We start from the raw sequence: 25,966 nt of genomic DNA on the forward strand, positions 1-25,966 counted from the left end.
GGACTCAGCCGGCCGTGGGCGGGCGGGTCATGCTCAGCACGTCCAGGGCCTGGTCGAGCTGTTCCTCGGTGAGCTGGCCGTTGACGACGTAGCCGCGCTCGATGACGACCTGCCGGATGGTCTTGCGCTCGGCCAGCGCCTGCTTGGCCACCTTGGCCGCCTCTTCGTAGCCGATGTAGCGGTTGAGCGGCGTGACGATGGACGGCGACGACTCCGCGTACTCGCGGCAGCGCTCCTCGTTCGCCTCGATGCCGGCGACGCAGCGGTCGGCGAACAGCCGCGCGATGTTGGCGAGCAGCCGGATGGACTCGAGCACGTTGCGGGCCATGACCGGCAGCATCACGTTGAGCTCGAAGTTGCCCGCCGACCCCGCGAACGCCACGGCGGCGTCGTTGCCGATGACCTGTGCCGACACCATGCACATGGCCTCGGGGATGACCGGGTTCACCTTGCCGGGCATGATCGACGAGCCCGGCTGCAGGTCCGGCAGCGCGATCTCGGCCAGGCCGGCACGCGGGCCGGAGCCCATCCAGCGCACGTCGTTGGAGATCTTGTAGAGCGAGACCGCGATGGTGCGCAACTGGCCGGAGAGCTCGACCAGGCCGTCGCGGGCGCCCTGCGCCTCGAAGTGGTTGCGGGCCTCGGTGATGGGTAGCCCGGAGTCGGCGGCGATGCGGTCGATGACGGCGGCGGCGAACCCGGGCGGGGTGTTGATGCCGGTGCCGACGGCGGTGCCGCCCAGCGGGACCTCGGCGACGCGCGGCAGCACGGCCTCGAGCCGCTCGACGCCGTAGGCGACCTGCGCCGCATAACCGCCGAACTCCTGGCCGAGTGTGACCGGGGTGGCGTCCATGAGGTGCGTGCGGCCGCTCTTGACGACGGCGGCGAACTCGGCGGCCTTGCGCGAGAGCTCGCGCTCGAGGTGCTGCAGCGCGGGGACGAGGTCGCGGACGACCGCCTGGGTGGCGGCGATGTGGATGGCCGACGGGAACACGTCGTTGCTCGACTGCGACGCGTTGACGTGGTCGTTCGGGTGCACCGGCTGGCCGAGCCGCTCAGTGGCCAGGGTCGCGATGACCTCGTTGGTGTTCATGTTGCTCGACGTGCCGGACCCGGTCTGGAAGACGTCGATGGGGAAGTGGTCGTCGTGGGCGCCGCTCGCGATCTCGGCGGCGGCCTCGTGGATCGCCTTCGCGAGGTCGGCGTCGACCACCCCAAGCTCGGCGTTGACCTGCGCCGCGGCGCCCTTGATCGAGGCCAGCGCATGGATGAGGGCACGCTCGATGCGCGTCCCGGAGATCGGGAAGTTCTCGACGGCGCGCTGGGTCTGCGCGCGGTACTTCGCCGCCGCGGGAACCCGTACCTCGCCCATGGTGTCGTGTTCGATGCGGTACTCCTGGTCGCTCATGGCCCCCATCATGGTGGGTCCTACGCCGGCCGGAGTAGCCGGGGTCAGGGCTGTATCAGGGGAAATCCGGGTGATCAGGGGCACATTGCCCGGGCACTATGTGAGCAGGCATAATCGAGCAATAAAGAATGAGCCTCCGTTTTACGAGGACCTAGGGAGGGACGGGGCGAGGACCCATCCCGGCGCCCCGGCACGACATGGCCTTCGACATCCGCGACTACACCCGAACGTCCCGGGCCGTGCAGTGGCAGGACCTGCCGCTGGACGAGTTCCGGACGAACCCGCTTCCGCCCGACACCCTGCGCAGCCTCCGCTACATGTGCGACGTCGAGTACCACACGGTCTGCTACCTGCGCGACATGCTCGTGACGCCGTCGCACAAGGACCCGCAGGTCACCGCGTTCATGACGATGTGGAACATGGAGGAGTTCTGGCACGGCGAAGCGCTCGCGGCCGTGCTGGCGATGCACGGCGTCAGCGTCGACTACGACGAGCTCAAAGCCACCCGGCTCAAGCTCGGCTGGCGCGACAAGCTCGACCCGATCAAGCAGTCGCTGCTCGCCAATGTGGTCGGCCACGACTTCGTCGCCGTCCACATGATCTGGGGCGCGGCCAACGAGTGGTCGGCCATCACCGCCTACAACCGGCTGGCCCAGCTCGAGCAGCACCCCGTCCTGGCCGAGCTGCTCCAGCGCATCGCCAAGCAGGAGGCGCGGCACGTCGCCTTCTACGCCACCCAGGCCCGCGACCGGCTGGACCGCAGCCGCAAGGCGCAGCGGATCGCCCGGTTCGCGCTGCGGAAGTTCTGGGGGCCGGTCGGCTCCGGCGTCATGGCCGAGTCCGAGGTGCGGCACGTGCTGCGCCACCTCATGAGCGGCCCCGACGGACGGCGGGCGGCTCGCTCCATCGACGAGCACATCGCGAGGATGCCGGGACTCGAGGGCCTGCGCATCGTGCAGGACGCACTCGACGCCCGCGGCGTGCCCGCCACCTGACGAGGGGGTGTCTGACGGACACTCCCTAGTGGCGCCGCGCGACGTAGACGTGGTAGTCCACGTCGCGGTACTCGCGCCGCACCGTCCGCACCACCTGCTCGACCGGGCCGACGGTGTCGGCCAGCGCGTCCGCGAGTGCCGGCGCGGGCGCCGCCGACCAGACCGCGAGCAGGCCGCCCGGCCGCAGCGCTCGCGCGGCGGCGGTGAGCAGCGGCCGTTCGTACACGTCGGCGTTGGTCCGGTGCACGAGGAAGTGCGGGCCGTTGTCGACGTCGAGCAGGATGCCGTCGTACGCCGACGGAGCCAGCCCCGGCAGGACGGCGCGCACGTCGTCGATCACCACGTGCACCCGCGGGTCGCCGACGACGGCGTCGAGGCCCGGCACCAGCCCTCGCCGCAGCACGTCGACGAGCGCCGGCTCGAGCTCGACGACGTCGACCCGCAGCACCCGGGCGTCGGCCAGCAGCGACGCGACGGTGCAGCCGAACCCCAGCCCGGCGACCAGCACCGTCGCCGGCTCGGGATGGCCGCCGAGCAGCACCTCGGCCAGCAGCCGCTCCGTCGACGTCTCGGCGGTGTCCATGAGGAAGGTGCCGTTGACGATCAGTTCGTAGACCGGTCCGGACGGCGACGAGCGCCGCCTGACGACCACCTCGCCGTCGACGCCGTCACGTCGGGCGAGTGTCTCCGGGGTGTCGAACACGAGATGAGGGTATGTCCTCGACCGAGGGCACTCGATGTCGTAGGTTCGACTCACACTCTGACGCTCCGATGACGCAGCGGTCACCTGGGGGCGGCAGTCTGCTCCAGGGAGGCGATGTGGGCAGAAGGACCGGCAGCGTTGCAGCGGCCGCCGTCGTGCTCGCCGGGTTGGCCGCGTGTGGGAGTGACGAATCCACTCCCACCCTGACCTGGTACATCAACCCGGACAACGGCGGCCAGGTGGAGCTGGCCAGCCGATGTACCGAGGCCGCCGACGGCGCCTACACCATCAGGACGTCGCTGCTGCCACGCGAGGCGTCGGCGCAGCGCGAGCAGCTGGCCCGGCGCCTTGCGGCCAACGACTCCTCGATCGACATCATCAGCCTCGACCCGCCGTTCATCCCCGAGCTGGCCGAGGCCGGCTACCTCGCCGAGATCCCCGACGACGTCGCCGAATCGGTCACCGAGAACGTCGTTCAGGGCGCCATCGACGGCGCCACCTGGCGCGACGAGCTCGTCGCCGTCCCGTTCTGGGCGAACACCCAGCTGCTCTGGTACCGCAGGTCGGTGGCCGAGGCGGCCGGACTCGACCCCGAGAACGAGGCGGTCACCTGGGAGCAGATCATCGAGGCGGCGCAGTCGCAGGACAAGTACCTCGGGGTCCAGGGCATCCGGGCCGAGGCGCTGACGGTGTGGATCAACGCGCTGGTCACGTCGGCCGGCGGCGAGATCCTCGACAACCCCGAGGCGCCGGCCGACGAGGTCCAGCTCGGCCTCGAGACCGACGCCGGCCGGGCCGCCGCCCAGATCATCGAGGACATCGCCCGCAACGGCCTCGGCGGGCCGGGCCTGGCCAACGAGGACGAGAACGCGTCCATGCTGCTCTTCCAAGGCGACCGCGGCTCGTTCATGGTCAACTGGCCGTTCGTCTGGTCGGCCACGCTGGCCGGCGTCGAGGCCGGCGACCTCGACCAGTCGCTGGTCGACGACATCGGCTGGGCGCAGTACCCGGCGGTCGCCGAGGGCGAGGACTCGCGCCCGCCCTACGGCGGCATCAACCTCGGCATCGGCGCGTTCAGCGAGCACCCCGACCTCGCCCTCGAGGCCGCGCAGTGCATCGTCACGCCCGACAACCAGGCGTACTACATGGTCACCAACGGCAACCCGGCGTCCAACACCGAGGCCTACGACGACCCGGACGTCCAAGAGACCTTCCCGATGGCCGACCTCATCCGCGAATCGCTCGAGGCGGCGGCGCCCCGGCCGCAGACCCCGTACTACAACGAGGTCTCCACCGGCCTGCAGAACACCTGGCACCCGCCGAGCTCCGTCACCCCCGACTCGTCCCCGGAGAGAGCCACGACGTTGATCACCGAGGTGCTGAAGGGGGAGAGGCTGCTATGAGCACGACATCGGCGGCGGCCGGCGAGGTCGGCCGGGCAGCCGGCGGCGGCGACGGCGACAACGGCGGCAAGGTCCCGCTCAGCGATCGCGCCCGGTCGGAACGGCGCCTCGGCTGGTACCTCGCCGGCCCGGCGTTCGTGGTGATGCTGCTGGTCACCGCCTATCCGATTCTGCAGGCCTTCTACGAGTCGCTATTCAAGTACCGGCTCACCGACCCCGACGCCCGCGAGTTCACCTGGCTGAACAACTACCTGGTGGTGCTGACCGACGGCGTGTGGTGGCGGGCGGTCGGCGTCACGGTGCTGATCACCGTCATCACCGTGGCCGTCGAGGCGGTGCTGGGCTTCGCGCTGGCGCTGGTCATGCACCGGGCGCTGAGGACGCTGCGGCCGGTCCTGCGCACGGCCATCCTCGTCCCGTACGCGATCATCACCGTGGTCTCGGCGTTCGCCTGGTTCTACGCCTTCAGCATCGACTCCGGGTTCGTGAACTCCTGGTTCGCCTGGGTGCCGGGCATCAGCGAGAACACCAACTGGTTCGGGGAGTTCGGCACGTCGGTGTTCGTCATCATCGCGTCTGAGATCTGGAAGACGACGCCGTTCATCTCGCTGCTCCTGCTGGCCGGCCTGGCCCAGGTGCCCGAGGACCTCCAAGAGGCGGCGAAGGTCGACGGCGCCACCTGGTGGCAACGGATGTACAAGGTCACGATCCCGAACATGAAGGCCGCGATCATGGTCGCGCTGCTGTTCCGGACCCTCGACGCGTTCCGCATCTTCGACAACGTCTTCATCATGACCCAGGGCGCCAACAACACCGAGGTCGTCTCGTTCCTCGCCTACCGGCAGACGATCAGCCGGCTCGAGATCGGCCTCGGCTCGGCCGTCTCGGTCCTGCTGTTCCTCTGCGTCGTGCTGATCAGCTTCCTGTTCATCAAGTTGTTCAAGGTCGATCTGGCCAGCGCGAGAGGGGAGCGGTGATGGACGAGAATCAGCTCTCGCGCGGCACCAAGGCCTGGTGGTGGGTGGCCGGCGTCGTCGTCATCGTCTACGCGCTGTTCCCGGTGGCGTGGATCGTGTCGCTGTCGTTCAAGACGCCCAGCGACCTCGCGACACTGCAGTTCCTGCCGACGAACTGGGTCTGGGACAACTACGACAACATCCTGCGCGGCGACGCCCAGGATCTCTTCCTCTCGGCGCTGCGCAACTCCGTCGGCATCTCGCTGATCGCCACGTTCATCTCGGTGGTGCTGGCGACGTTCGCGGCCTACGCGATCGCCCGGCTCGACTTCCCCGGGAAGCGGCTGATCCTGACGACGGCGCTCGCGGTGGCGATCTTCCCGGTCATCTCCATCGTGACGCCGCTGTTCAACCTGTGGCGCAACATCGGCCTCTACGACACCTGGCCGGGGCTGATCATCCCCTACCTCTCGCTGACGCTGCCCATCTCGATCTGGACGCTGTCGGCCTTCTTCCGTCAGATCCCGTGGGAGCTCGAGCAGGCCGCGCAGGTCGACGGCGCCACCACCTGGCAGGCGTTCCGCAAGGTGATCGTGCCGCTCGCGACGCCCGGCGTGTTCACCACGGCGATCATCTCGTTCTTCATCGCGTGGAACGACTTCGTCTACGGCATCTCGCTGACCTCGACCGAGGCGGCTCGGCCGGTCCCCGCGGCGCTGGCGTTCTTCACCGGCGCGTCGCAGTTCGAGGAGCCGACCGGGGCCATCGCGGCGGCCGCCGTGGTCGTCACCATCCCCGTCGTCATCCTCGTCCTGCTGTTCCAACGCCGGATCGTGTCCGGCCTGACCCAGGGCGCCGTCAAGGGCTGACCCCGCTGCTACTGGAGGAGATCCCATGGCTGCCATCACGCTGAAGGACATCAACAAGCGCTACGGCGACGGCTTCCACGCGGTCAAGGACGTGAGCCTCGACATCGCCGACGGCGAGTTCGTCATCCTCGTCGGCCCGTCCGGCTGCGGGAAGTCGACGCTGCTGCGCATGATCGTCGGGCTCGAGGACATCACCAGCGGCGAGCTGCGCATCGGCGACCAGCGGGTCAACGAGAAGGCCCCGCGCGACCGCAACCTGTCGATGGTGTTCCAGAACTACGCGCTCTATCCGCACCTCACGGTCTACGAGAACATCGCCTTCCCGCTGCGCCTGGCCAAGACGCCCGACAAAGAGATCGACGAGCGGGTGCGGCGCGCGTCGGACCTGCTGGAGCTGAACGAGCACCTCGAGCGCAAGCCGGCCAACCTCTCCGGCGGCCAGCGCCAGCGCGTCGCCATGGGCCGGGCCATCGTCCGCGAGGCGCAGGCGTTCCTGTTCGACGAGCCGCTGTCCAACCTCGACGCCAAGCTGCGCGGCCAGATGCGCACCGAGATCTCCCGGCTGCAGAAGCGGCTGGGCATCACCACGGTGTACGTCACGCACGACCAGGTCGAGGCCATGACGCTCGGCGACCGCGTCGTCGTGCTGCGCCGCGGCGTCATCCAGCAGGTCGCCACCCCGCGCGAGCTGTACGAGAACCCCGTCAACCTGTTCGTCGCCGGGTTCATCGGGTCGCCGCCCATGAACTTCATCTCGGCGACGGTGACCGGCGACAGCCTGCACACGCCGTTCGGCGAGTGGAAGCTGCCGTCGTCACGGACGGTGGATCTCAGCGGTCACGAGGTCGTGCTGCTCGGCGCCCGGCCCGAGGCGTTCGAGGACGCGTCCGTCGTCTCCGACACCGTCCGCGAGCACGGCGTGGTGTTCGACGCGACCATCGACGTCATCGAGTGGCTGGGCAACGAGCAGTACGCCTACGTGCCGTACGAGGCACCCGAGGACATCCGCGCCCAGCTGGCCGAGCTCGAGCGCGAGCTCGACAGCGAGGCGCTGCGCACCCAGCTGGTCGTCGCGCTCGACGCCAGCAGCCGCATCCCCGAGGGCACCCCGGCCAGCATCTGGCTCGACCTGCGCCGAGTGCACGTCTTCGACCCGGAGTCGGGCGAGAACCTCACGGTGTCGGCGCTGGCGCAGCGCGGCGAGGCCGAGCCGAACCAGCCGGCGGCCACGGGCGACGGCAGACGGCCGGCTCCTGGGCCGGGCACGACGGACCAGCCGGCCACGGCATCGGGATCGGCAACGGAATCGGGTGAGGCGCCGGCGACGTCCTGAGGGGTGTCCCGGAGGTCTCCCCGATCCTTCCTCGGGGGTAGATCTCCGGGATTTCTCCTCCGTCTGGACGGCCGGGTGATTGCTAAGGTCATCTGTTGTGGACGAGACACACGACCAGCGGGCGATGCGGGCGTCCGATGCCGACCGCGAGCAGGTCGCCGACGTCCTGCGGCAGGCGGCGTCCGACGGCCGGCTGAGCCTGTCCGAGCTCGAGGAACGCATCGAGGCGCTGTACGCCGCCAAGACGTACGCCGACTTCGAGCCGGTCATCCGCGACCTCCCCGGTCACCTGCCGCTGCCGCCGTCGGCCGCCATCGCGCGGCGGGTGGACTCCGCGCCGGTCCCGTCGCCGTCGACCTCCCCGTCGGCCCGCGTCGGCGGTGTCGCGTCGACGCGCAGCGCCAAGGTCGTGTTCAGCGGCATCCAGCGCCGCGGCGACTGGGTGGTCCCGCAGCACTACCGCATCAAGGCGGTCTTCGGCGGCGCCGACCTCGACCTGCGCGAGGCGACACTCGAGGCCGCCGAGGTCGAGATCCACGTCAAGGCCGTGTTCGGCGGGGTCAACATCGTCGTGCCGCCCGACATCCGCGTCCAGGTCGACGGCGAGGGCGTGTTCGGCGCATTCAACGACGACACCGCCAAGGGCGGCCGGCCCGACCCCGGCGCGCCGCTGGTCCGGGTCACCGGCAAGGCCGTCTTCGGCGGCGTCAACGTCGAGCGCAAGGCCCTGGGCCACTGATGAGCGAGGTCCCCGACCAGTCGAAACCGGCGCCCGACTCCGAGTATCCCGACGTCCGCAGCCCTGCCGACCTGCGCTGCTCCGACGTCGACCGCGAGCGGGTCGCCGAGGCCCTGCGCCAGGCCGCGGGCGACGGCCGGCTCACGCTCACCGAGCTCGAGGAGCGGCTCGAGGCGACGTTCAAGGCCCGCACCTACGGCGAGCTGCAGCCCATCACGCGCGACCTCCCGCAGGGCCCGTACCCGTTGCCGGGCGGCAACGCGGTGGCCACCTGGCAGCAGGGCCGACCCGCGGGCGCTGTGGCCGCGGCGGGTGTCCAGCCGCCGCTGCCGCCGTCGGCCGGACCCGTGCGCCGGACCGAGCGCATCACCAGCGTGCTGAGCAACGAGAAGCGCCAGGGCCGCTGGGAGGTCCCGGCCCGCATGGACGTCACGGCCGTGCTGGGCGAGGTCGTGCTCGACTTCTCCGAGGCGGTCGTCCGCACCCCCGAGGTCGAGATCCAGACGGCGATCGTGCTCGGCAGCCTCACCATGATCGTCCCCGAGGGCATCGAGGTCCGCCTCGACGAGGGCATCAACGTCCTGGGTGAGCGGAAGATGAAGCTGCGCGAGCCGGTCACCCCGGGTGGCCCGGTCTACCACGTGCGCGGCTTCGTGCTGCTGGGCGAGGTCACCGTCCGGCCGCCACGCGACCAGCGTCGTTCGCTTTTCGGTCACTGACCGGCGGCCTGCACGACCCCGGGGATTCACCGTCGTGCACGACCGTTTCTCGGTGCGCCCTCTCCGTCCGCTGCGCCGCCTGCTCGTGGGACTCACCCTGGTGGTCGCCGTGGCGATGGGCGCCGGCGCCCCGGCCGCCGCGGAGCCCTGGCGGCCCGCAGCCGCGGCGAGCGTGACGGTCTTCGTCCGGTCCGCCCCGGCGGCCGACCCGCCGCCGGCCCGCGTCGTTCCCGACGACGCCGACGACCGCGACGACTCCGGCTTCGGCTGGGGTCCGTCGGGCATCGTCTGGGCCGGCTTCGGCTGGCTCGGCCTCGTCCTCGTCGCCGCCCTCGTGCTCCGTCGCCGCGCCTCCCGCCGCCGCTGACCCTTCGCCGTTCGACCGCGCCCCTCCCGCCGCGCAGAAGTCGATCGTGGAGAACGTGAGCCCGTCTTTCGGACATGTCGCCCGGCGATCGCCCCGGCACTCCACGATCGACGTCGCGCAGCGGGAGTTCCGGGCCCTCGATCCGCAGATGCGGGTCTATGCTTCACCTTGTGCCGCAGTTTCGGGTGTCCGACGCCGCTCGCCTTCTCGGGGTGAGCGACGACTCGTTGCGACGATGGGCCGACGCGGGCCGGCTGACGCTCGACCGCGACGATGCCGGGCGCATGGTCGTCGACGGGGCGGAGCTGGCCAGGGTGGCGCGCGAGATCATGCCCGACGAGGCCGCCCTGCCCACGCCGCGCGAGTCCGCGCGCAACCACTTTCCCGGCATCGTCGTCTCGGTGAAGAAGGACGGAGTGATGGCCCAGGTCGAGATCCAGGCGGGTCCGCACCGGGTGGTGTCGCTGATGAGCCGCGAGGCGGCGGACGAGCTCGGGCTCGAGGTCGGCGTCGCCGCCATCGCGTCGGTCAAGGCGACCAACGTCGTCGTCGACCTGCCGGCGGGCCGGGCGTGAGCCGCCGCCCGCGCTTCGGCGCGATCGCCCTCGCCGTCACGGCGGCCGCCCTGCTCAGCGCCTGCGGGGACGACGGCGACGACGCCGCGGCACCGTCCGGCGTGGCGAGCGGGCCAGGCGACGACGCACCCGGCGGGACGGTCACCGTCCTGGCGGCCGCGTCGCTGACGGAGTCGTTCGAGACCCTCGCCGACCAGCTGGGCGACGACCATCCGGACCTCGAGATCGTGTACTCCTTCGGCCCGAGCTCCGGCCTGGTCGAGCAGCTGCTCGCGGGCGCGCCGGCGGACGTGCTGGCCACCGCCGACACCACGACGATGGACGACGCCGTCGCCGGTGGGGTGGTCGACAGCGCGCCGGAGATCTTCGCCCGCAACACCCTCGCCCTGGCCGTCCCGGCCGGGAACCCTGCCGGCGTCACCGGGCTCGCCGACCTCGCGAACCCGGACCTGCGCATCGCGATCTGCGAGCCGCAGGTGCCGTGCGGAAGCTCGGCGCAGCGGCTGCTCGACGCCGCAGGCGTCACCGCGGCGCCGGACACGCTGACCACGGACGTCAAGGAGGCGGCGTCACTGGTCGCCCTGGGCGAGGCCGACGCGGCGCTGATCTACCTGACCGACGCCGCGGCCGTGGGCGACGCCGTCGAGACCATCGACGTCCCCGAAGCGAACACCGTCGTCAACGAGTATCCGGTCGCCGTCCTCGCCGATGCCCCGAATCCCGAGGGCGCGCAGGCGCTCCTCGACGCCATCACGGGCGAGCCGGGCCGGAGCATCCTCGACGCGGCCGGCTTCCTGCCGGCCCAGTGAGCCGCACCCGTCGCCGGCAGGACCCGCGGGTCCCGGCAGTGCTGCTGATCCCGGCGGCGCTCGGCGTCGCGATCCTGGTCCTGCCCATGGTGGGCCTGGTCCTGCGCGCGCCCTGGGGCGGCCTCCCGTCGATCCTCACCTCCGACGAGGTCCTGACCGCGCTGCGGCTGTCGCTGGTCACGGCGACGGTGTCGACGGGGGTCGCGCTGGTGTGCGGCGTGCCGGTGGCCTGGCTGCTGGCCCGCACGCGGCTGCCCGGGCGGTCGGTGCTCCGGGGCCTGGTGACGGTGCCGCTGGTGCTGCCGCCGGTGGTGGGCGGCGTCGCGCTGCTCATGGTGTTCGGCCGGCGCGGGCTGGTCGGCGGCTGGCTCCATGACACGTTCGGGATCAGTCTGCCGTTCACCACCGAGGCGGTCGTGCTCGCGCAGGTCTTCGTCGCGATGCCGTTCCTCATCGTCGCCGTCGAGGGGGCGCTGCGCACGGCCGACCGCCGCTACGAGGACGTCGCGGCGACCCTCGGCGCCACCTCGTGGACGACGTTTCGCCGCGTCACGCTGCCCGGCGTCGCGCCCGGGGTGCTGGCGGGCGCGGTGCTCTGCTGGGCCCGGGCGCTCGGCGAGTTCGGAGCCACGGTGACCTTCGCCGGCAGCTTCCCCGGCACCACCCGCACGCTGCCGTTGGAGGCCTACGTCGCCATCAACGCCGGCGACACCGAGGTCGCCATCGTGCTCAGCCTGCTGATGATCGCGGTGTCGGTGACGATCCTCGTCGGGCTGCGCGACCGCTGGATCGGGACCTCATGAGCCTCGACGCCGACCTCGCGCTGACCCGCGGCGACCTCGCGCTGCGCATCGGCCTCGCCGTCGGTCCCGGCGAGGTGGTGGCGCTGCTCGGCCCGAACGGCGCCGGCAAGTCGACGACGCTGCAGCTGCTGGCCGGCACGCTGGTGCCCGACGGCGGCCGGGTCGAGCTCGACGGGGTGACGCTCGACGACGCCGCCGCCGGCGTGCACGTGCGCCCGCGCGAGCGCCGCGTCGGCATGGTCGTCCAGGACTACCTGTTGTTCCCGAGGATGAGCGTGCTCGAGAACGTCGCGTTCGGGCTGCGCTCGCGCGGCCTGCCCCGAGACCGGGCACGGGCCGAGGCGCGCGGCTGGCTGGCCCGCATGGGGCTGGAGGGCTACGAACGACGGCGTCCGGCCGAGCTCTCCGGGGGGCAGGCCCAGCGGGTCGCGCTGGCCAGGGCGCTGATCGTGGAGCCGCGGCTGCTGCTGCTCGACGAGCCGCTGGCCGCCCTCGACGCCGGCACCCGGCCGGTGGTCCGGGCGGAGCTGCGCCGCCACCTCGCCGGTTACGGGGGCTGCACGCTCGTCGTCACGCACGACCCGCTCGAGGCGATGGTGCTCGGCGACCGCGTCGTCGTGCTGGAGCGCGGCCGCGTCGTCCAGCAGGGCCCGCCCGCCGAGGTTGCCCGCCGTCCGCGCACCGACTACGTCGCCCGGCTGGTCGGGTTGAATCTGCTGACCGGCACGGCGTCGGGCCGCACCGCGGAGCTGCCGACGGGCGCCGTCGTCGCGCTGGCCCATGACGCCACCGGGCCGGTGCACATCGCATTCCCGCCGGTCGCGGTCACGCTCAGCCTGCGCCGGCCCGAGGGGTCGGCCCGCAACGCCTGGCCGCTGGTCATCGCCGACCTCGAGGCGCACGGAGACCTCGTCCGGGTGACGGCCGACGGTGCGGTGCCGGTGCTGGCCGACGTCACCCCGCTCGCCGTCGCCGACCTGGGGCTGGAGCCCGGCGGGCAGGTGTGGGCGTCGGTCAAGGCCAGCGAGATCAGCGTGTACCCGGCGTGACACCATGCTGTCCGTGGCCACCTCGACCCGCGGAAACCCGTCGCTGGGCGACATCCTGCGTAGCGTCGGCGTCCTCGCCGGCGTCATCGCCGCGATCGCCATCGTGTTCAACCTGCTCAACGACCCCGAGCCGCGGCTGCCCGAACCCGTCGACTACCAGCCGGCGCTCGAGGTGGCCCGCGCCGAGTTCGGCTACGACGTGCTGGCGCCCGAGCCCGTCCCCGACGGCTGGCGCGCCACCAGCATGGACTTCGCACAGGAGAGCAGCGGCGACCGCTGGCGACTCGGCTTCCTCATCGACGGCGAGCAGTTCGTCGGCATCGAGCAGACCGACGGCGAGATCGAGAGCTACCGCGACGACCGTCTCGGCGGCTTCGTGCCCGACGGCGAGAGCAGCATCGACGGCGCCACCTGGGAGCGCCTGGTCGAGGACGACGACGCCCCCGACCGCGCCCTGGTCCGGGTCGACGGCGGCGCGCTCACCATCGTCCGCGGGACGGTCCCGTACGAGGACCTCGAGGAGTTCGTGACGCTGCTGCGCTGATCGGCCGCCGGAGGGGTCTTGCCGACGGCGGCGGTGCGCGGCATCCTGGGTCGCGTCCCGACCAGGGAGGCTGCCATGAGCGCGCCCGACGACTCCGCCGCGATCCCCGTCGACCAGCTCAAACGGGGTCAACGAGCGTTGTGGGCGGCCGGGGACTACGCGTCGGTCGCCGAGAAGATCGCCGCCGTCGGCCGCCGGATCGTCGACCGGGTCGGCGTCGGGCCGGGCGACGAGGTGCTCGACGTCGCCTGCGGGACCGGCAACGCCGCGATCCCGGCCGCGGTCGCCGGGGCGCGGGTCACCGGCGTCGACCTGACGCCCGAGCTGTTCGCGGCGGGCCGCGACGCGGCGGCGGCCGCCGGGGTCACCGTGGACTGGCGCGAGGGCGATGCTGAGGACCTGCCGATCGCCGACGGAACGCAGGACGTCGTGCTGTCGACCTTCGGCGCCATGTTCGCGCCGCGGCACGAGGTCACCGCCCGCGAGCTGGCCCGGGTGCTGCGCCCCGGCGGCCGGCTGGGTCTGTGCAACTGGCGGCCCGACGGCACGATCGGCGGCTTCTTCGCCACGGTCATGGGGCACGTGCCGCCACCGCCGCCGTACGCGTCGCCACCGCCGATGTGGGGCGACCCGGATCACGTGCGGCGGCTGTTCGACGGCGCCGGCCTCGAGCTGGAGTTCGAGGACGACGTGGTCGAGCTGCCGTTCGGCTCGGTCGCGGAGATCCTCGAGTTCTACTCGACCCGGTTCGGCCCGATCGTCGCGGCGCGCGGGCTGCTGAAGCCACAGGGCCGCTGGCCGGCGCTGCACGACGATCTGCGGGCCTACTTCGAGCGGGCGACGACGGCGCGCGACGGCGGCATCGTCTGGGCGCTGGAGTACCTGGTGGTGCTGGGACGGAAGACCTGATCAGCCGGCCGCGCCGCCGTCGGGCTCGGCCTTGCTCGCGGCGTCGAGCCTCTCGCGCGCGCCGTCGAGGTACTTCTCGCACAGCGCCGCGAGCTCCTCGCCGCGCTGCCAGAGGGCCAGCGACTCCTCGAGCGTGGTGCCGCCGGCCTCGAGCGTCGCGACGATCTGGATGAGCTCGTCGCGGGCCTCTTCGTAGCTGGGTTCGGCGGCCTGCATGGGCAGCCAACCTACCTGATGGTCGCGGAGATCTCGCCGCCGGACACCAGGAGGCGCACGTGGTCGCCGGCCGCGACGTCGGCGGGCCGGCGCACGACGGTGCCGTCGTCCTTCTGCACGACGGCGTACCCGCGCTCGAGCGTGGCGGCGGGGGAGAGCGCCCGGATACGGGCCCGGGTGTGGTCGACGTCGACGGCGGCGCGGTCGAGCAGGTGCCGCACGGTGCGCCGGGCCCGCTGTACCAGCGCGTCGACCTCTTGGGCGCGCAGCCGCAGGCCGTGGTGCGGGTCGGCCAGCGCCGGGCGCGAGCGCAGCGACGCGAGGCCGTGGCGCTCGCGGTCGAGACGGTGCCGGACGGCGGAGCGGATGCGCTCGCGGGCCCGGGCGACCCGGTCGGCCTCTTCGGCGACGTCGGGCACCACACGCTTCGCGGCGTCGGTGGGCGTGGACGCCCGCACGTCGGCCACGAGGTCGAGCAGCGGGGTGTCGGCCTCGTGCCCGATGGCGCTGACCACCGGAGTGGTGGCCGCGGCGACCGCGCGCACCAGCGCCTCGTCGGAGAACGGCAGCAGGTCCTCGACCGATCCGCCGCCGCGGGCGATGATGACGACGTCGACCTCGGGGTCGCGGTCGAGCACCCGCAGCGCGTCCATGACCTGGCTGACGGCGTTCAGCCCCTGCACCGCGACCGTCTCGACCCGGAACCGCACGCCGGGCCACCGGCGCCGGGCGTTCTCGAGGACGTCGTGCTCGGCCTTGGAGTCGCGGCCGCAGATCAGCCCGACGACCCGCGGCAGGAACGGCAGCGGGCGCTTGCGCGAGTCGGCGAAGACGCCCTCGGTGGCCAGGATCTTGCGCAGCCGCTCGACCCGGGCCAGCAGGTCGCCGAGCCCGACGGTGCGCAGCTCGTCGGCGGCCAGCGAGAGCGTCCCGCGGGTGAAGTACCACGACGGCTTGGCGTGCACGACCACCCGGGCGCCGTCGGCCAGGGGCACCTGGAGCGCATCGAGCAGCCCCACCGGACAGGTCACCGTCAGCGACACCTCGGCGTGCGGGTCGCGCAGCGTGAGGAACGCCGTCGACGTACCCGGACGGCGGGAGTACTGCGCCACCTGCCCCTCGACCCAGACCGGGCCGAGCCGGGCCACCCACTGGCCGATCAGCTGGGAGATGACGCGGACCGGTGCGGGCTTCTCCGGGGATGTGTCGAGGGCCACGATGGGCACCGTAGCCGATGGGACCGGCGGTGTCGGCACCTACCATGGAGGACATGACTGTTTCGGGACGAGTCCTCCTGGCCGCCCCGCGGGGCTACTGCGCGGGCGTCGACCGCGCCGTTGTCACCGTCGAGAAGGCGCTGGACCACTACGGCCCGCCGGTCTACGTCCGCAAGCAGATCGTGCACAACAAGCACGTGGTCGAGACGCTCGAGCAGCGCGGCGCCGTCTTCGTCGAAGAGCTGTCCGAGGTGCCCGAGGGCGCCCTGGTGGTCTTCTCCGCGCACGGCGTGTCGCCCATGGTGCACGCCGAGGCCGGCGAGCGCGGGTTGCGCACCATCGACGCCACCTGCCCGCTGGTCACCAAGGTGCACAACGAGGCCCGCCGGTTCGCCAAGGACGACCTCGACATCGTGCTCATCGGCCACCACGGGCACGAAGAGGTCGAGGGCACCGCGGGCGAGGCGCCCGAGCACATCCAGCTGGTCGAGAGCCCCGACGACGTCGACAAGGTGCAGGTCCGCGACCCCTCGCGGGTGGTGTGGCTGTCGCAGACCACGCTGTCGGTCGACGAGACCTACGAGACCGTGGGCAAGCTGCGCGAGCGGTTCCCGGCGCTCATCAGCCCGCCCAGCGACGACATCTGTTACGCCACCCAGAACCGCCAGGTCGCGGTCAAGGAGATCGCCCGCGAGTCCGAGCTGGTGCTGGTGGTCGGATCGGCCAACTCCTCCAACTCGGTGCGTCTGGTCGAGGTCGCGCTCGATGCCGGAGCCGACGCCGCGTACCGCATCGACAACGCCGGCGAGATCGACGAGGCCTGGCTCACCGGTGTGTCGACGGTGGGCCTGACCAGCGGCGCGTCAGTGCCCGAAGAGCTGGTCGACGGCGTCGTCGCGTACCTGGGCGAGCGCGGGTTCCCCACCGTCGAGGAGCACCGCACCACCGAGGAGTCGCTGATCTTCTCGCTGCCGCGCGAACTGCGCCGCGACCTCAAGGCGCCGACGGCGTCCGCTCCGGTCTCGTCTGACTGAGGGCGATCCGCCCGGCGGGTCAGCCCTTGCCGCCGTCGCGCTTGCCGAAGGCGGCGGCCAGCAGGATGAGTCCCCAGATGCCGATCGGGAAGATCGGCCAGAACCGCTGCAGCTCGCCCGACGCGATGCTGCTGATGGCCCAGATGCCGATCATGATGACGGCGCCGCCCAGCCACGACTGCCACTCGTCGAGGTACTCGCGTACCTCGCGTCTCTTGCGCTCGGCGACCGCCTGGTGCTGTTCCGCCTCGGCCTGCCGCTGCACACGCTGCAGCGGCTGCGGCAGGTCGGCGGTGAGGCGGTCGAGCTCGCCGTAGGTGCGGGCCTCCCAGACCGCCTGCAGGCGGCGCTCGTACTCGTCGTCGTCGAGCCGTCCCTCGGTGAACGCGTCGCGTAGATCCTCGGCCACGAGATCGCGATCGGAGTCGGCGGCGCGCTGCTCTGGGCGGCGCGCGGGCAGATCGTTCATCGCATCCCCTCCCGTCGGCGTGCCCGCAGCAAGGATACGACCAGCGTGGCCGTGCTCCCGTCGGCCCGGTGCGGCGTGCGCATGACGTGGTGCTGACAACCGGTCACGACCCCTTGGCAGGATGGAACGCTTCTGCTAACTTTCTTTCCAATTCGATTCGAGCCCATTCCGGCGCCTTGTCCAGAAGGCTGGGAGTCATCGCGATTCTCACGCTGCGTCGGCGAGTCACCTCCTCAGTCAACGCGGCGCGTGAGCCTGCGCGCCCTCGTGGAGGTGATGCGAACCCGCGATCGGATCCCCGGGATCCGAGCCCCGTCACGGACTTCCATCATGCGAGGAGTCAGCCCATGAAGACTCGATGGCGTACCGCGGTGGCGTACGGCGCCGCCGCGGGTCTGCTGGCCACGAGCGTCGCGGCGGCGTTCGCCGGCCCCGCGTCGCTCCCGGAGGACGACCCGGCGGCGACGACGGCGACGGCTGCGGCGCACGTCCGCGCGACCGCCACCGCCGAGAACGGCTACCGCAACGTCGGCTACTTCACCCAGTGGGGCATCTACGCCCGCGACCACCTGGTCCAGGATCTCGACCTCACCGGCGCGGCGGCCGACCTCACCCACCTCAACTACGCGTTCGCCAACATCCACCCGGACACGCTGACCTGCTTCGCGGCGAACAGGCCGAACGGGCCGAAGGACTCGCCGGCCGAGGGCGACTATGCCGGCGACGCCTGGGCCGACTACGGCCGCGGCTTCACCGCCGCCGAGTCCGTCGACGGCGTCGGCGACACCTGGGACCAGCCTCTGGCCGGCAACTTCAACCAGATCAGAGAGCTGAAGGCGAAGTACCCGCACCTCAAGGCGCTGGTCTCGATCGGCGGCTGGACCTGGTCGCGGCACTTCTCGCGGGCGGCCGCCACGGCGGAGTCGCGCGAGCGGTTCGTGTCGTCGTGCATCGACCTGTTCCTGCGCGGCAACCTGCCGGTGATCGACGGCCGTGGCGGACCGGGCTCCGGCGCCGGCGTCTTCGACGGGTTCGACATCGACTGGGAGTGGCCCGGCGTGCCCGAGGAGCTGCAGCACCCCGGCAACCACTGGTCGGCGAACGACAAGGAGAACTTCACCGCGCTGCTGGCGGAGTTCCGCCGCCAACTCGACGCGTACGGAGCGCAGACGGGTTCGTCGTACGAGCTGAGCGCGTTCCTGCCGGCGAACCCCGTCCTCATCGACGCCGGCTGGGACGTCACGCAGATCTTCGACTCGCTCGACTTCGGCAACGTGCAGGGCTACGACCTGCACGGCACCTGGCGGCCGGACCTCGCCGGGCACCAGGCCAACACCTACGACGACCCGGCGAACCCGCTCGAAGAGGCGCAGCGGTTCAGCGTCGACGCGGCGATGAGCTACTACGTCGACCGCGGTGTGCCGCCGTCGCAGCTCACCGTGGGCATCCCGCTGTACGGCCGTGGCTGGACCGGGGTCACGGACGGCGGCTCGCACGGCGCGTGGCAGCCGGCGACGGGCGCGGCGCCGGGCGAGTTCGCAGAGGAGCCGGGGACCGATCGCTACCGGAACCTGCGCGGGGGTCAGATCTTCCACGACGAGGAGGTCCTGGCGTCCTGGTCCTACGACGGCACGGAGTTCTGGTCCTTCGACGACCCCTGGCTGGTCGACAAGAAGGCCGACTACATCACCGCCGGCGGCTTCGGCGGCGCGATGTGGTGGGACCTGGCCGGCGACCACCAGAACGAACTGGTCGGACTCATGGGTTCGCGGCTGGCGACCGGGGGTCCCGGCGATCCGGGCGGTGGTGACGAGTCGGGAGGTGACGTCTCCGGCGGTGACGTCTCCGGTGGTGACGTCTCCGGTGGTGACGTCTCCGGTGGTGACGTCTCCGGTGGTGACGTCTCGGGCGGCGACGACGGCGAGCCGCAGGCCTGCTCGGCCCCGCCCTGGGAGCGGACCACCGTCTACGTCGGTGGCGACCGGGTGTCGTACAGCGGGCACCACTGGACGGCCCGGCACTGGACCCAGGGCGACACCCCGGCACCGAGCGAGTGGGGTCCCTGGCGCGACGACGGCCCGTGCTCGGGCGGCGGTAGCGAGTCGGGTTCGGACACGGGCGCCGACTCCGGCTCCGACGACGGCGCCGACGACGGCGCCGACGACGGCGCCGACGACGGCGCCGATGCGGGTTCCGAGTCCGGGTCGGAGACCGGCACCGAGGATGGCGATCCCGGCGACCCCGGTGACCCGCTCGGCCACCGCTGGCTGACCGGCTACTGGCACAACTTCGACAACGGGTCGACGGTGCTGCGGGTCTCGCAGGTGCCGGCGGCGTACAACTTGCTGGCCATCGCGTTCGCCGACAACCAGCCGGGCACGCCGGGCGGCATCACGTTCACTCTCGACTCCGGCGGGCTCGGCGGCTACACCGTCGCCCAGTTCAAGGCCGACGTCGCCGCCCGCCAGGCCGCAGGCGGCACCGTCGTCATCTCTGTCGGCGGACAGAACGGCCATGTCAACGTGACCAACGCGTCCGAGGCCGCCAACTTCGCGCAGAGCACCTATGCCTTGATGCAGGAGTACGGCTTCGACGGCGTCGACATCGACCTGGAGCACGGGATCAACGCGACGTACATGGAGCAGGCGCTTCGGCAGCTGCGTGCCCTGGCCGGCTCCGGCCTGATCGTCACGATGGCCCCGCAGACGATCGACTTCCAGGCGCCGACGTTCGAGTACTACAAGCTGGCGCTGGCCATCCGCGACATCCTCACCATCGTCAACATGCAGTACTACAACTCCGGCACGATGCTGGGCTGCAACCAGCAGGTGTACGCGCAGGGCACGGTCGACTTCCTGACCGCGCTGGCGTGCATCCAGCTGCAGGCCGGGCTGGCGCCGCACCAGGTGGGCCTCGGCCTGCCCGCGACGTCGCAGGCCGCGGGCGGCGGCTACCAGTCGCCGTCGAACGTCACCGCGGCGCTGGACTGCCTGGCGACGGCCACGCGGTGCGGTGGTTTCGTCCCGCCGAATCCGTGGGGACCGATCGGCGGGGCGATGACCTGGTCGGTCAACTGGGACGCGGCGAACGGCTACCAGTTCGCGAACACGCTGGGCGCCTATCTCGGCACCGGCTGACCTGGTCAGGAGACGGGTCAGCGTCTGCCGGAGCTGCGCCGGTAGACGCTCACCCATCGTGGGGCGAGCACGCCTGCGGCCGCCGTGACGGCGACACCGAGCGCCGCCCACGCGAGCACGTCGTGCGGGTAGTGCACCCCGCCCGCGACCCGCGCCACAGCGACCGCGGCCGCGGCCGGCACCACCAGCGGCCAGAGCCTCGGCGCGACGAGCAGGCACGCGGTCGCGAGGGCGGCGGCGATCGTGGCGTGGTTGCTCGGCCAGGACCAGTCGCCGTGCGGCGGGCAGCCGAGGACGATGTCGACGCCTGCCGTCATGCACGGTCGTTCCGCGGTGACCGTCGCCTTGAGCAGCTCGCTGGCGCCGTAGGAGAGCACGGTCCCGATGCCCGCCGCGACGGTCAGCAGGAACCGGTCGCGCTCTCCCCGCACCGCTGTGCTCAGCGCCACCAGCACCGCCGTCGCCACGAGGACGAGCAACCCCTGGCCGGCCACCAGGTCGACCAGGGCGCGCAGTGGTGACGGCGCGTCGGCCGCGGTGCCCGCGACCGTGCGGTAGAGGTCGTCGTGTGCGAGGGAGGTGGTGGCGCTGAAGGTGGCCAGCCCTGCGGCGACGGCCGCCGCCCGGCGGCGCGTCGTGGTGTCGATCACGGCGTGGGTCATGCCGTTCAACGCTAGGAATTCCCTGGTCAGAGAACATCTGACCGTGGTCGGCCGCTGCCCTACGACCGTGGTCGCACGGCGGCCGCCGCCTCCTCCAACGCAGGGTGTGACCCGGCGCGGCGCGGCCGTCGGAACTACGCCTCCGGCCCGGGGCGGGCGTCGCGGGGACGGAGGTACTCGCGTGCGCGGTCGAGTGAATAGATGCTCGACGCGGTCATGGTCTCGATCGACATACGCGCTTCCAGTTCCAGGCCGTGGAGCGGAACGAACTCGATGCGCGGTCCGCTCGTGTGGTCGGACTCCCAACTTCCTCGGGCGCTGAGCTTCACCTCGCGCGCGTACTCAGGCGAGGTGAATTGGGCTAGCACGGCGAGGACCAGGCTGCCGTCAAGGACGTCGATGGCTGCTCCCGTGCAGCGCAGCAGTATTCGTCCGGCGTCCACTTCGTCGACCAGTCGCCGTCCATGTTCGGTCCGGAAGATCCAGTCCGGGTGGGCTCCGGCTGGGTGGTCGCCGGCCCGAGTCAGCTCCGGCTCGTCGAAGTACTCCTCGAGGATCTCTTTGAGGACGTTGTACGTGACGATTCCGAATCGGCTCGTGGCACGGCCGATGACGTTGGATTCGAGCCCGAAGACCGGCGCGGCGGCGTACATCCCGCGCGCGACGACGACCTGCGGGGAGCGACGTTGGATGGCCGTCTCGAGTCCGCCGCTCCCGTCGTCGAAGACGCAGGTCGCGGTGGCCGCGATGACGAGGGGCCGGATGACGCCGCAGATGGCGTCGTCGAACGTGCGCAAGCTGCCGAGTAGGTACGGCTTCTCTCCTTTCGGCTTGTCGGACTCGCGCAGTACCCGGTGGCAAAGGTCGACGTACGCGAAGTAGTTGCAGACGCCGACGGGAAGTGCGCCGTCCAGCGGGCCGTCGTTGACCGAGTACAGGAGCGAGCCGTCCCAGAGCTCTACGCCTCCCCGTCGCATCTGCTCGATCACAGCTTGGTCGTAGGGAAAGTCGACGCGGTCGGGTTCTGTCAGCCGTAGCGGCCCGTCGGAAGCGGCTGGGAGATCGCCGACGAACCGGTGGGCCGCGTCGTGGACGAGTGGGAGTGGTGCGGTGTCCTGCGTGGTCGCGGGGCGGAAGAGGTGGTCCGCCAGACCGTGGCGCCCAAAGATCTCGCCGAGGTTCGCCGCATGCCTCACCGGGTCGGTTGCCGTTGCCAATCTGCGGCGAACCGTTCCCTGACGGCGTGAGTCGAGCCGCTTTTTCACGAATGCGTAGCCCTCGTCGCCGGCGATTCCGAGCACCACACCGAGCAGGATCAGCGCGACCTCACCCACGCCAAGCCCGCCACAACCGGCGTCCTGCTTCTGGCACCATCACGTGTCTCAGCCGTCGGTGCCGTTCCGGCGCCGGGACCGGGACCCTTTGCCGGCGGCCGGGCCGAGGCCGAAGCGCGGGTCGACCTGGATGTCCTCGAGCGCGATGAGGGCGTCGTCGACCATCTCGGGCGCCTGGAGCTGGCGGGCGACCCGCTCGACCTGCGGCGGCGCCTCGATCTCTTCGTCGACCACCTTGAGGTCGGCCATCTTGCGGGCGCTGACCAGGACCCGGCTCTCGAGCGAGCTGACGCCGTCGTTGTAGGCCTTGACCGCGCCGTCGAGCTGGCGGCCGAGCCGGGCGAGATGACCGCCCATGGTGGCGAGCCGGGAGTGCAGTTCGCGGCCGAGGTTGAGCACCTCTTGCGCGTTCTGCGCCAGCGCCTCCTGCCGCCAGGTGTAGCCGACCGTGCGCAGCAGCGCCACCAACGTGGACGGCGTCGCGATGACGACGTTGCGCTCGAAGGCGTGCTCGAACAGCGTGGGGTCCTGCTCCATGGCCGCGTTGAGGAAGACGTCGGACGGCACGAACATGACCACGAACTCGGGCGTGGGCGCGAACTGCTCCCAGTACTGCTTGCCGGCCAGCGAGTCGATGTGCGTCTTGAGGTGCCGGGCGTGCGCTGCCAGCCGCTTGTCGCGGGTGGCCTCGTCGCGCGCCTCCATCGCCTCGAGGTAGCCGTTGAACGACACCTTCGCATCGACCACGACCTTCTTGCCGCCGGCGAGGTTGACCAGGAGGTCGGGGCGGAGCTTGCCGTCGCTGGTGTCGGCGGTGGCCTGCTCGGCGAAGTCGACGTGCTCGACCATGCCGGCGGCCTCGACGACCCGGCGCAGCTGCAGCTCGCCCCAGCGGCCGCGCACCTGGGGCGCCCGCAGCGCCGTCACCAGCTGCTGGGTCTCGAGGCGCAGCTGCTCGGAGCTCTTGCCCATGGTCTCGAGCTGCGTGCGGAGCTCGCCGTAGGCCGTGGCGCGGGCCTTCTCGAGCTGGTGGGCGTGGGTGGTGACCTTCTCGAGCTGGTCGTTCAGCGGCTTGACCATGGCCTCGACCGCCTGGCGGCGGTGCTCGAGCTCGGTCTTGACCCGCTCTTCGGAGCCCTTGAACTGTTCGGTCGCCAGCTCGAGGAACTCGGTGCGGTTCTGCCGCAGCGCATCGGCCGACAGCCGCTGGAACTCCTGCGTGAGCCGCTCCTGCTCGGCCCGCAGCAGGGCCAGCTTCTCCTCGCCGCTGGTGCGGGCGTGCGCGAGCTCGGTCTCGAGCCGGGTCTGCTCGGCCTGCGCGTCGAGCATGCGCTCGCGGTCGACCTCGCGCTCGGCGATGAGGGCCTGCTTCTCGCGCCGGACGGTGTCGAGCTCTGCCCGCGCCGCGTCGCGCTCGGCGGCCACCGTGGCCGTGGCCGCGGCGGTGCGGACCCGGACCAGGAGCGCGCCCACGGCACCGCCCAGAACGAGGGCGGTCAGCGCGACGAGGATGGCGGAAGCGTTCATGAGGGCTACTCTGCCGGGGACCTCCGACAAAGTCGGGGAGGCACGGCGAGAACGGGCCCGGATCAGGTGTTTCGTCCGATCGTGAGATCCACTTCTCCCGCGCGGGCGGGGCACGTACCCTTGGCACCTGTGAGTCTCACCATCGGCATCGTCGGCCTGCCCAACGTCGGCAAGTCCACGATGTTCAACGCCCTGACGAAGAACGACGTGCTGGCCGCGAACTACCCGTTCGCCACCATCGAGCCGAACGTCGGTGTCGTCGGCGTGCCCGATGCGCGGCTGGGCAGGCTGGCCGAGATCTTCGACTCCGCGCGTCAGGTGCCGGCCACCGTCAGCTTCGTCGACATCGCCGGCATCGTGAAGGGCGCCTCCGAAGGCCAGGGGCTGGGCAACAAGTTCCTCGCCAACATCCGCGAGGCCGACGCGATCTGCCAGGTCATCCGCGTCTTCAACGACCCCGACGTCGTCCACGTCGACGGCCGCGTCGAGCCGAAGGCCGACATCGAGACCATCAACACCGAGCTCATCCTCGCCGACCTCCAGACCATCGAGAACGCGCTGCCGCGCCTGGTCAAGGAGGCGCGGATGGCCAAGGAGAAGCAGGAGATCGTCGCCGCCGTCGAGCGGGCCAAGGACGTTCTCGACGGCGGGCAGACGGTCTTCGCCGCCGGTCTCGACCTCGAGCCGCTGCGCGACCTGCACCTCCTCACCGCCAAGCCGTTCCTCTACGTCTTCAACATGGACGACGAGGAACTCTCCGACGACGCGTTGAAGGCCGACCTGCGCGCGCTGGTCGCGCCGGCCGAGGCGATCTTCCTCGACGCCCAGATCGAGGCCGAGCTCTCCGAGCTCGACGACGCCGAGGCGCTCGAACTGCTGCAGTCGATGGGCCAGGAGGAGTCCGGCCTCGACATGCTCGCCCGGGTCGGCTTCGACACGCTGGGGCTGCAGACCTATCTCACCGCCGGTCCCAAGGAAGCGCGCGCCTGGACCATCCGCAAGGGCGCCACGGCCCCCGAAGCGGCCGGTGTCATCCACACCGACTTCCAGAAGGGCTTCATCAAGGCCGAGGTCGTCTCGTTCGACGACCTGGTCGCGACCGGCTCGATGACGGAGGCGCGCTCGAAAGGCCTGGTCCGCATGGAGGGCAAGGACTACGTCATGGCCGACGGCGACGTCGTCGAGTTCCGCTTCAACGTCTGACCCGGCTCAGCTGAGCAGTCCCGGACCGATCCGGCTCACGGGGGCTCGGTGGCAACCGGAGCGGCAGACCGATCGTCGTCGGGGTTCCGCACGTGCTCCTTCAACGAGTGACGGCACGGCTGATCTCGACCTGCCGGACGAGGAAGGCCTGTTCGTCCAGCTTCTTGCGGCGCATCCACGTGGTGACCTCGACGTTGCACTTGCTCGCGTTGCACGAGCGGCAGGCGGGCACCACATTCGTGAGCGTGTAGCGGCCACCGCGCGAGATGGGCAGCATGCAGTCCTTCTGCAGCCTCGGCTGCGTCTCGGGAGCGCCGCAGTAGGCGCAACCGCCCCAGGCGGCGACGAGGGCCGACCACTGGTCGTCGGTCAGGTCGTGATCGACCTTGCCCATGCGGCGCTTCCGGCGACGCGCGTAGGTCGCTGCTCGGCTGCGGGACGGCACGCTCCGAGCGTATGGCCGGCGGCCACTCGATCCGGGTATTGACGCGTGGCCCGGCCGGGCCGCCTACACGTCCTCGACGTCGAGGTCGGGTGGGGGGAGGAGGCCGATGACCTTCAGCAGCTGGGCGACGGTCTCCTCGACGAAGACGTCTCCGGGCTCGTCGCCGTCGGGGGAGGCGAGGAAGGGGATGACCTCCTCCGAGGCCACCAGCACGCCGGTCACGTCCGCCGCCCAGGCGATGAGCGCATCGGTCTCGGCCACCACGTCGACCGGATCGCTGGCCGAGGGGTCCTCGAAGTAGTGCCGGGGCTCGTAGCCGAGATAGAGGAGGCCACGAGCGGGCGACTCCGCCGGCGCGAACCGGAGGGTCGCGATGTCGCTGTCGTGGATGTCGATCGAGAGGAACCGCTCGGAGGCGCCGTGATCGTCCCATCCGCCGTCGCTGTAGACGAAGGTCGCGAAAGTACCCACGGCCGGCAAGCCTAGCGACCATAGACGGACCAATCACGTGAAATGACCGCGACGCAGCACCGGTGTGGGA

Annotated in this window: 26 protein-coding genes and 2 pseudogenes; 18 read left to right on the forward strand and 10 right to left on the reverse strand. The window is 71.3% G+C overall.

All coding sequences use genetic code 11. From position 1 onward, the window contains the following. Positions 1–4: 4 nt before the first annotated feature. The gene (locus E1212_RS14375) at positions 5–1,408 is read right to left on the reverse strand and encodes a class II fumarate hydratase (RefSeq protein WP_131983578.1); all 1,404 of its coding nucleotides are present in this window, start codon (positions 1,406–1,408) and stop codon (positions 5–7) included. Positions 1,409–1,605: 197 nt separating this feature from the next. Here E1212_RS14375 and E1212_RS14380 point away from each other — a divergent pair, with 197 nt between their 5' ends. Next, a complete protein-coding gene (locus E1212_RS14380) occupies positions 1,606–2,403 on the forward strand; it encodes a ferritin family protein (RefSeq protein ID WP_131983580.1) in 798 nt (265 codons plus the stop codon). A gap of 25 nt (positions 2,404–2,428) precedes the next feature. On the opposite strand, the gene E1212_RS14385 is transcribed toward E1212_RS14380, so the two are convergent. Next, complete coding sequence (locus E1212_RS14385; protein WP_131983582.1) at positions 2,429–3,106, reverse strand: spermidine synthase; 678 nt, start codon at positions 3,104–3,106, stop codon at positions 2,429–2,431. A 116-nt stretch (positions 3,107–3,222) separates the two neighbouring features. Here E1212_RS14385 and E1212_RS14390 point away from each other — a divergent pair, with 116 nt between their 5' ends. The 13 genes from E1212_RS14390 (at position 3,223) to E1212_RS14450 (ending at position 14,181) form a co-directional block, all read left to right on the forward strand. Then, entirely contained in the window at positions 3,223–4,509 is a 1,287-nt protein-coding gene (locus E1212_RS14390) for an extracellular solute-binding protein (RefSeq protein ID WP_203416857.1), read from the forward strand. Then, positions 4,506–5,486 (forward strand): carbohydrate ABC transporter permease, encoded by a 981-nt coding sequence (locus tag E1212_RS14395; protein WP_131983586.1) that lies wholly within the window; start codon positions 4,506–4,508, stop codon positions 5,484–5,486. The genes E1212_RS14390 and E1212_RS14395 overlap by 4 nt, the downstream gene beginning before the upstream one ends. Beyond that, a complete protein-coding gene (locus tag E1212_RS14400; protein WP_131983588.1) occupies positions 5,486–6,334 on the forward strand; it encodes a carbohydrate ABC transporter permease in 849 nt (282 codons plus the stop codon). The genes E1212_RS14395 and E1212_RS14400 overlap by 1 nt, the downstream gene beginning before the upstream one ends. A 25-nt stretch (positions 6,335–6,359) precedes the next feature. After that, positions 6,360–7,667, forward strand: a complete 1,308-nt coding sequence (locus tag E1212_RS14405; protein WP_131983589.1) for an ABC transporter ATP-binding protein — start codon at positions 6,360–6,362, stop codon at positions 7,665–7,667. A 97-nt stretch (positions 7,668–7,764) separates the two neighbouring features. After that, positions 7,765–8,406 carry a DUF1707 SHOCT-like domain-containing protein gene (locus E1212_RS14410; protein ID WP_131983591.1) on the forward strand — a complete coding sequence of 214 codons (642 nt, stop codon included), beginning with the start codon at positions 7,765–7,767 and terminating at the stop codon, positions 8,404–8,406. Continuing rightward, positions 8,406–9,125: a DUF1707 SHOCT-like domain-containing protein gene (locus E1212_RS14415; RefSeq protein ID WP_131983593.1), complete on the forward strand. Its 720-nt coding sequence runs from the start codon at positions 8,406–8,408 to the stop codon at positions 9,123–9,125. Before E1212_RS14410 ends, E1212_RS14415 begins: the two co-directional genes overlap by 1 nt. 52 nt (positions 9,126–9,177) lie before the next feature. After that, positions 9,178–9,492, forward strand: a complete 315-nt coding sequence (locus E1212_RS14420; RefSeq protein WP_131983595.1) for a hypothetical protein — start codon at positions 9,178–9,180, stop codon at positions 9,490–9,492. A 158-nt stretch (positions 9,493–9,650) separates the two neighbouring features. Then, positions 9,651–10,067 (forward strand): TOBE domain-containing protein, encoded by a 417-nt coding sequence (locus E1212_RS14425; protein ID WP_420814378.1) that lies wholly within the window; start codon positions 9,651–9,653, stop codon positions 10,065–10,067. After that, complete coding sequence (modA, locus tag E1212_RS14430) at positions 10,064–10,876, forward strand: molybdate ABC transporter substrate-binding protein (RefSeq protein WP_203416858.1); 813 nt, start codon at positions 10,064–10,066, stop codon at positions 10,874–10,876. The genes E1212_RS14425 and modA overlap by 4 nt, the downstream gene beginning before the upstream one ends. Next, entirely contained in the window at positions 10,873–11,679 is an 807-nt protein-coding gene (locus E1212_RS14435) for an ABC transporter permease (protein ID WP_238992346.1), read from the forward strand. Before modA ends, E1212_RS14435 begins: the two co-directional genes overlap by 4 nt. Continuing rightward, a complete protein-coding gene (locus E1212_RS14440) occupies positions 11,676–12,728 on the forward strand; it encodes a sulfate/molybdate ABC transporter ATP-binding protein (protein WP_131983599.1) in 1,053 nt (350 codons plus the stop codon). Before E1212_RS14435 ends, E1212_RS14440 begins: the two co-directional genes overlap by 4 nt. 13 nt (positions 12,729–12,741) lie before the next feature. Further along, entirely contained in the window at positions 12,742–13,272 is a 531-nt protein-coding gene (locus E1212_RS14445; RefSeq protein ID WP_162605470.1) for a DUF4245 domain-containing protein, read from the forward strand. 75 nt (positions 13,273–13,347) lie between these two features. Next, positions 13,348–14,181 (forward strand): class I SAM-dependent methyltransferase, encoded by an 834-nt coding sequence (locus E1212_RS14450; protein WP_131983603.1) that lies wholly within the window; start codon positions 13,348–13,350, stop codon positions 14,179–14,181. On the opposite strand, the gene E1212_RS14455 is transcribed toward E1212_RS14450, so the two are convergent. Both E1212_RS14455 and xseA read right to left on the reverse strand, forming a co-directional pair. Continuing rightward, complete coding sequence (locus E1212_RS14455; protein ID WP_131983605.1) at positions 14,182–14,397, reverse strand: exodeoxyribonuclease VII small subunit; 216 nt, start codon at positions 14,395–14,397, stop codon at positions 14,182–14,184. Positions 14,398–14,408: 11 nt separating this feature from the next. Then, positions 14,409–15,614: an exodeoxyribonuclease VII large subunit gene (gene xseA / locus E1212_RS14460; protein WP_131983607.1), complete on the reverse strand. Its 1,206-nt coding sequence runs from the start codon at positions 15,612–15,614 to the stop codon at positions 14,409–14,411. A 44-nt stretch (positions 15,615–15,658) separates the two neighbouring features. Between xseA and E1212_RS14465 the strand changes: the two genes are divergently transcribed. Then, complete coding sequence (locus tag E1212_RS14465) at positions 15,659–16,648, forward strand: 4-hydroxy-3-methylbut-2-enyl diphosphate reductase (RefSeq protein WP_131983609.1); 990 nt, start codon at positions 15,659–15,661, stop codon at positions 16,646–16,648. 19 nt (positions 16,649–16,667) lie between these two features. Here the strand turns inward: E1212_RS14465 and E1212_RS14470 are convergent, their stop codons facing one another. After that, a complete protein-coding gene (locus tag E1212_RS14470) occupies positions 16,668–17,117 on the reverse strand; it encodes a DUF1707 SHOCT-like domain-containing protein (protein ID WP_131983611.1) in 450 nt (149 codons plus the stop codon). A 347-nt stretch (positions 17,118–17,464) separates the two neighbouring features. On the opposite strand from E1212_RS14470, the pseudogene E1212_RS31080 reads away from it, so the two are divergent. Further along, positions 17,465–19,171: pseudogene (locus tag E1212_RS31080) on the forward strand (glycosyl hydrolase family 18 protein); the annotation flags it as partial. 207 nt (positions 19,172–19,378) lie between these two features. After that, positions 19,379–20,254: pseudogene (locus E1212_RS31085) on the forward strand (chitinase); the annotation flags it as partial. A gap of 17 nt (positions 20,255–20,271) precedes the next feature. On the opposite strand, the gene E1212_RS14480 reads toward E1212_RS31085, so the two are convergent. The 3 genes from E1212_RS14480 to E1212_RS14490 all read right to left on the reverse strand — a co-directional run bounded on the left by E1212_RS14480 (position 20,272) and on the right by E1212_RS14490 (position 23,777). Continuing rightward, on the reverse strand, positions 20,272–20,916 hold the full coding sequence (locus tag E1212_RS14480) for a phosphatase PAP2 family protein (protein ID WP_131983615.1): 645 nt from the start codon (positions 20,914–20,916) through the stop codon (positions 20,272–20,274). Positions 20,917–21,050: 134 nt separating this feature from the next. Further along, positions 21,051–22,250: a hypothetical protein gene (locus E1212_RS14485; RefSeq protein ID WP_131983617.1), complete on the reverse strand. Its 1,200-nt coding sequence runs from the start codon at positions 22,248–22,250 to the stop codon at positions 21,051–21,053. 48 nt (positions 22,251–22,298) lie between these two features. Then, positions 22,299–23,777: a DNA recombination protein RmuC gene (locus E1212_RS14490; protein WP_131983619.1), complete on the reverse strand. Its 1,479-nt coding sequence runs from the start codon at positions 23,775–23,777 to the stop codon at positions 22,299–22,301. 129 nt (positions 23,778–23,906) lie between these two features. Here E1212_RS14490 and ychF point away from each other — a divergent pair, with 129 nt between their 5' ends. Beyond that, on the forward strand, positions 23,907–24,980 hold the full coding sequence (ychF, locus tag E1212_RS14495) for a redox-regulated ATPase YchF (RefSeq protein WP_131983621.1): 1,074 nt from the start codon (positions 23,907–23,909) through the stop codon (positions 24,978–24,980). Between the two features lie 100 nt (positions 24,981–25,080). Here ychF and E1212_RS14500 read toward each other — a convergent pair whose 3' ends face one another. Further along, on the reverse strand, positions 25,081–25,374 hold the full coding sequence (locus E1212_RS14500; RefSeq protein WP_131983699.1) for an HNH endonuclease: 294 nt from the start codon (positions 25,372–25,374) through the stop codon (positions 25,081–25,083). 114 nt (positions 25,375–25,488) lie between these two features. Next, complete coding sequence (locus E1212_RS14505) at positions 25,489–25,896, reverse strand: hypothetical protein (RefSeq protein ID WP_131983623.1); 408 nt, start codon at positions 25,894–25,896, stop codon at positions 25,489–25,491. Between the last annotated feature and the right edge of the window lie 70 nt (positions 25,897–25,966).

Origin of the sequence: Jiangella ureilytica, assembly GCF_004348545.1 — a bacterium.
In the GTDB taxonomy this organism is placed as follows: domain Bacteria; phylum Actinomycetota; class Actinomycetes; order Jiangellales; family Jiangellaceae; genus Jiangella; species Jiangella ureilytica.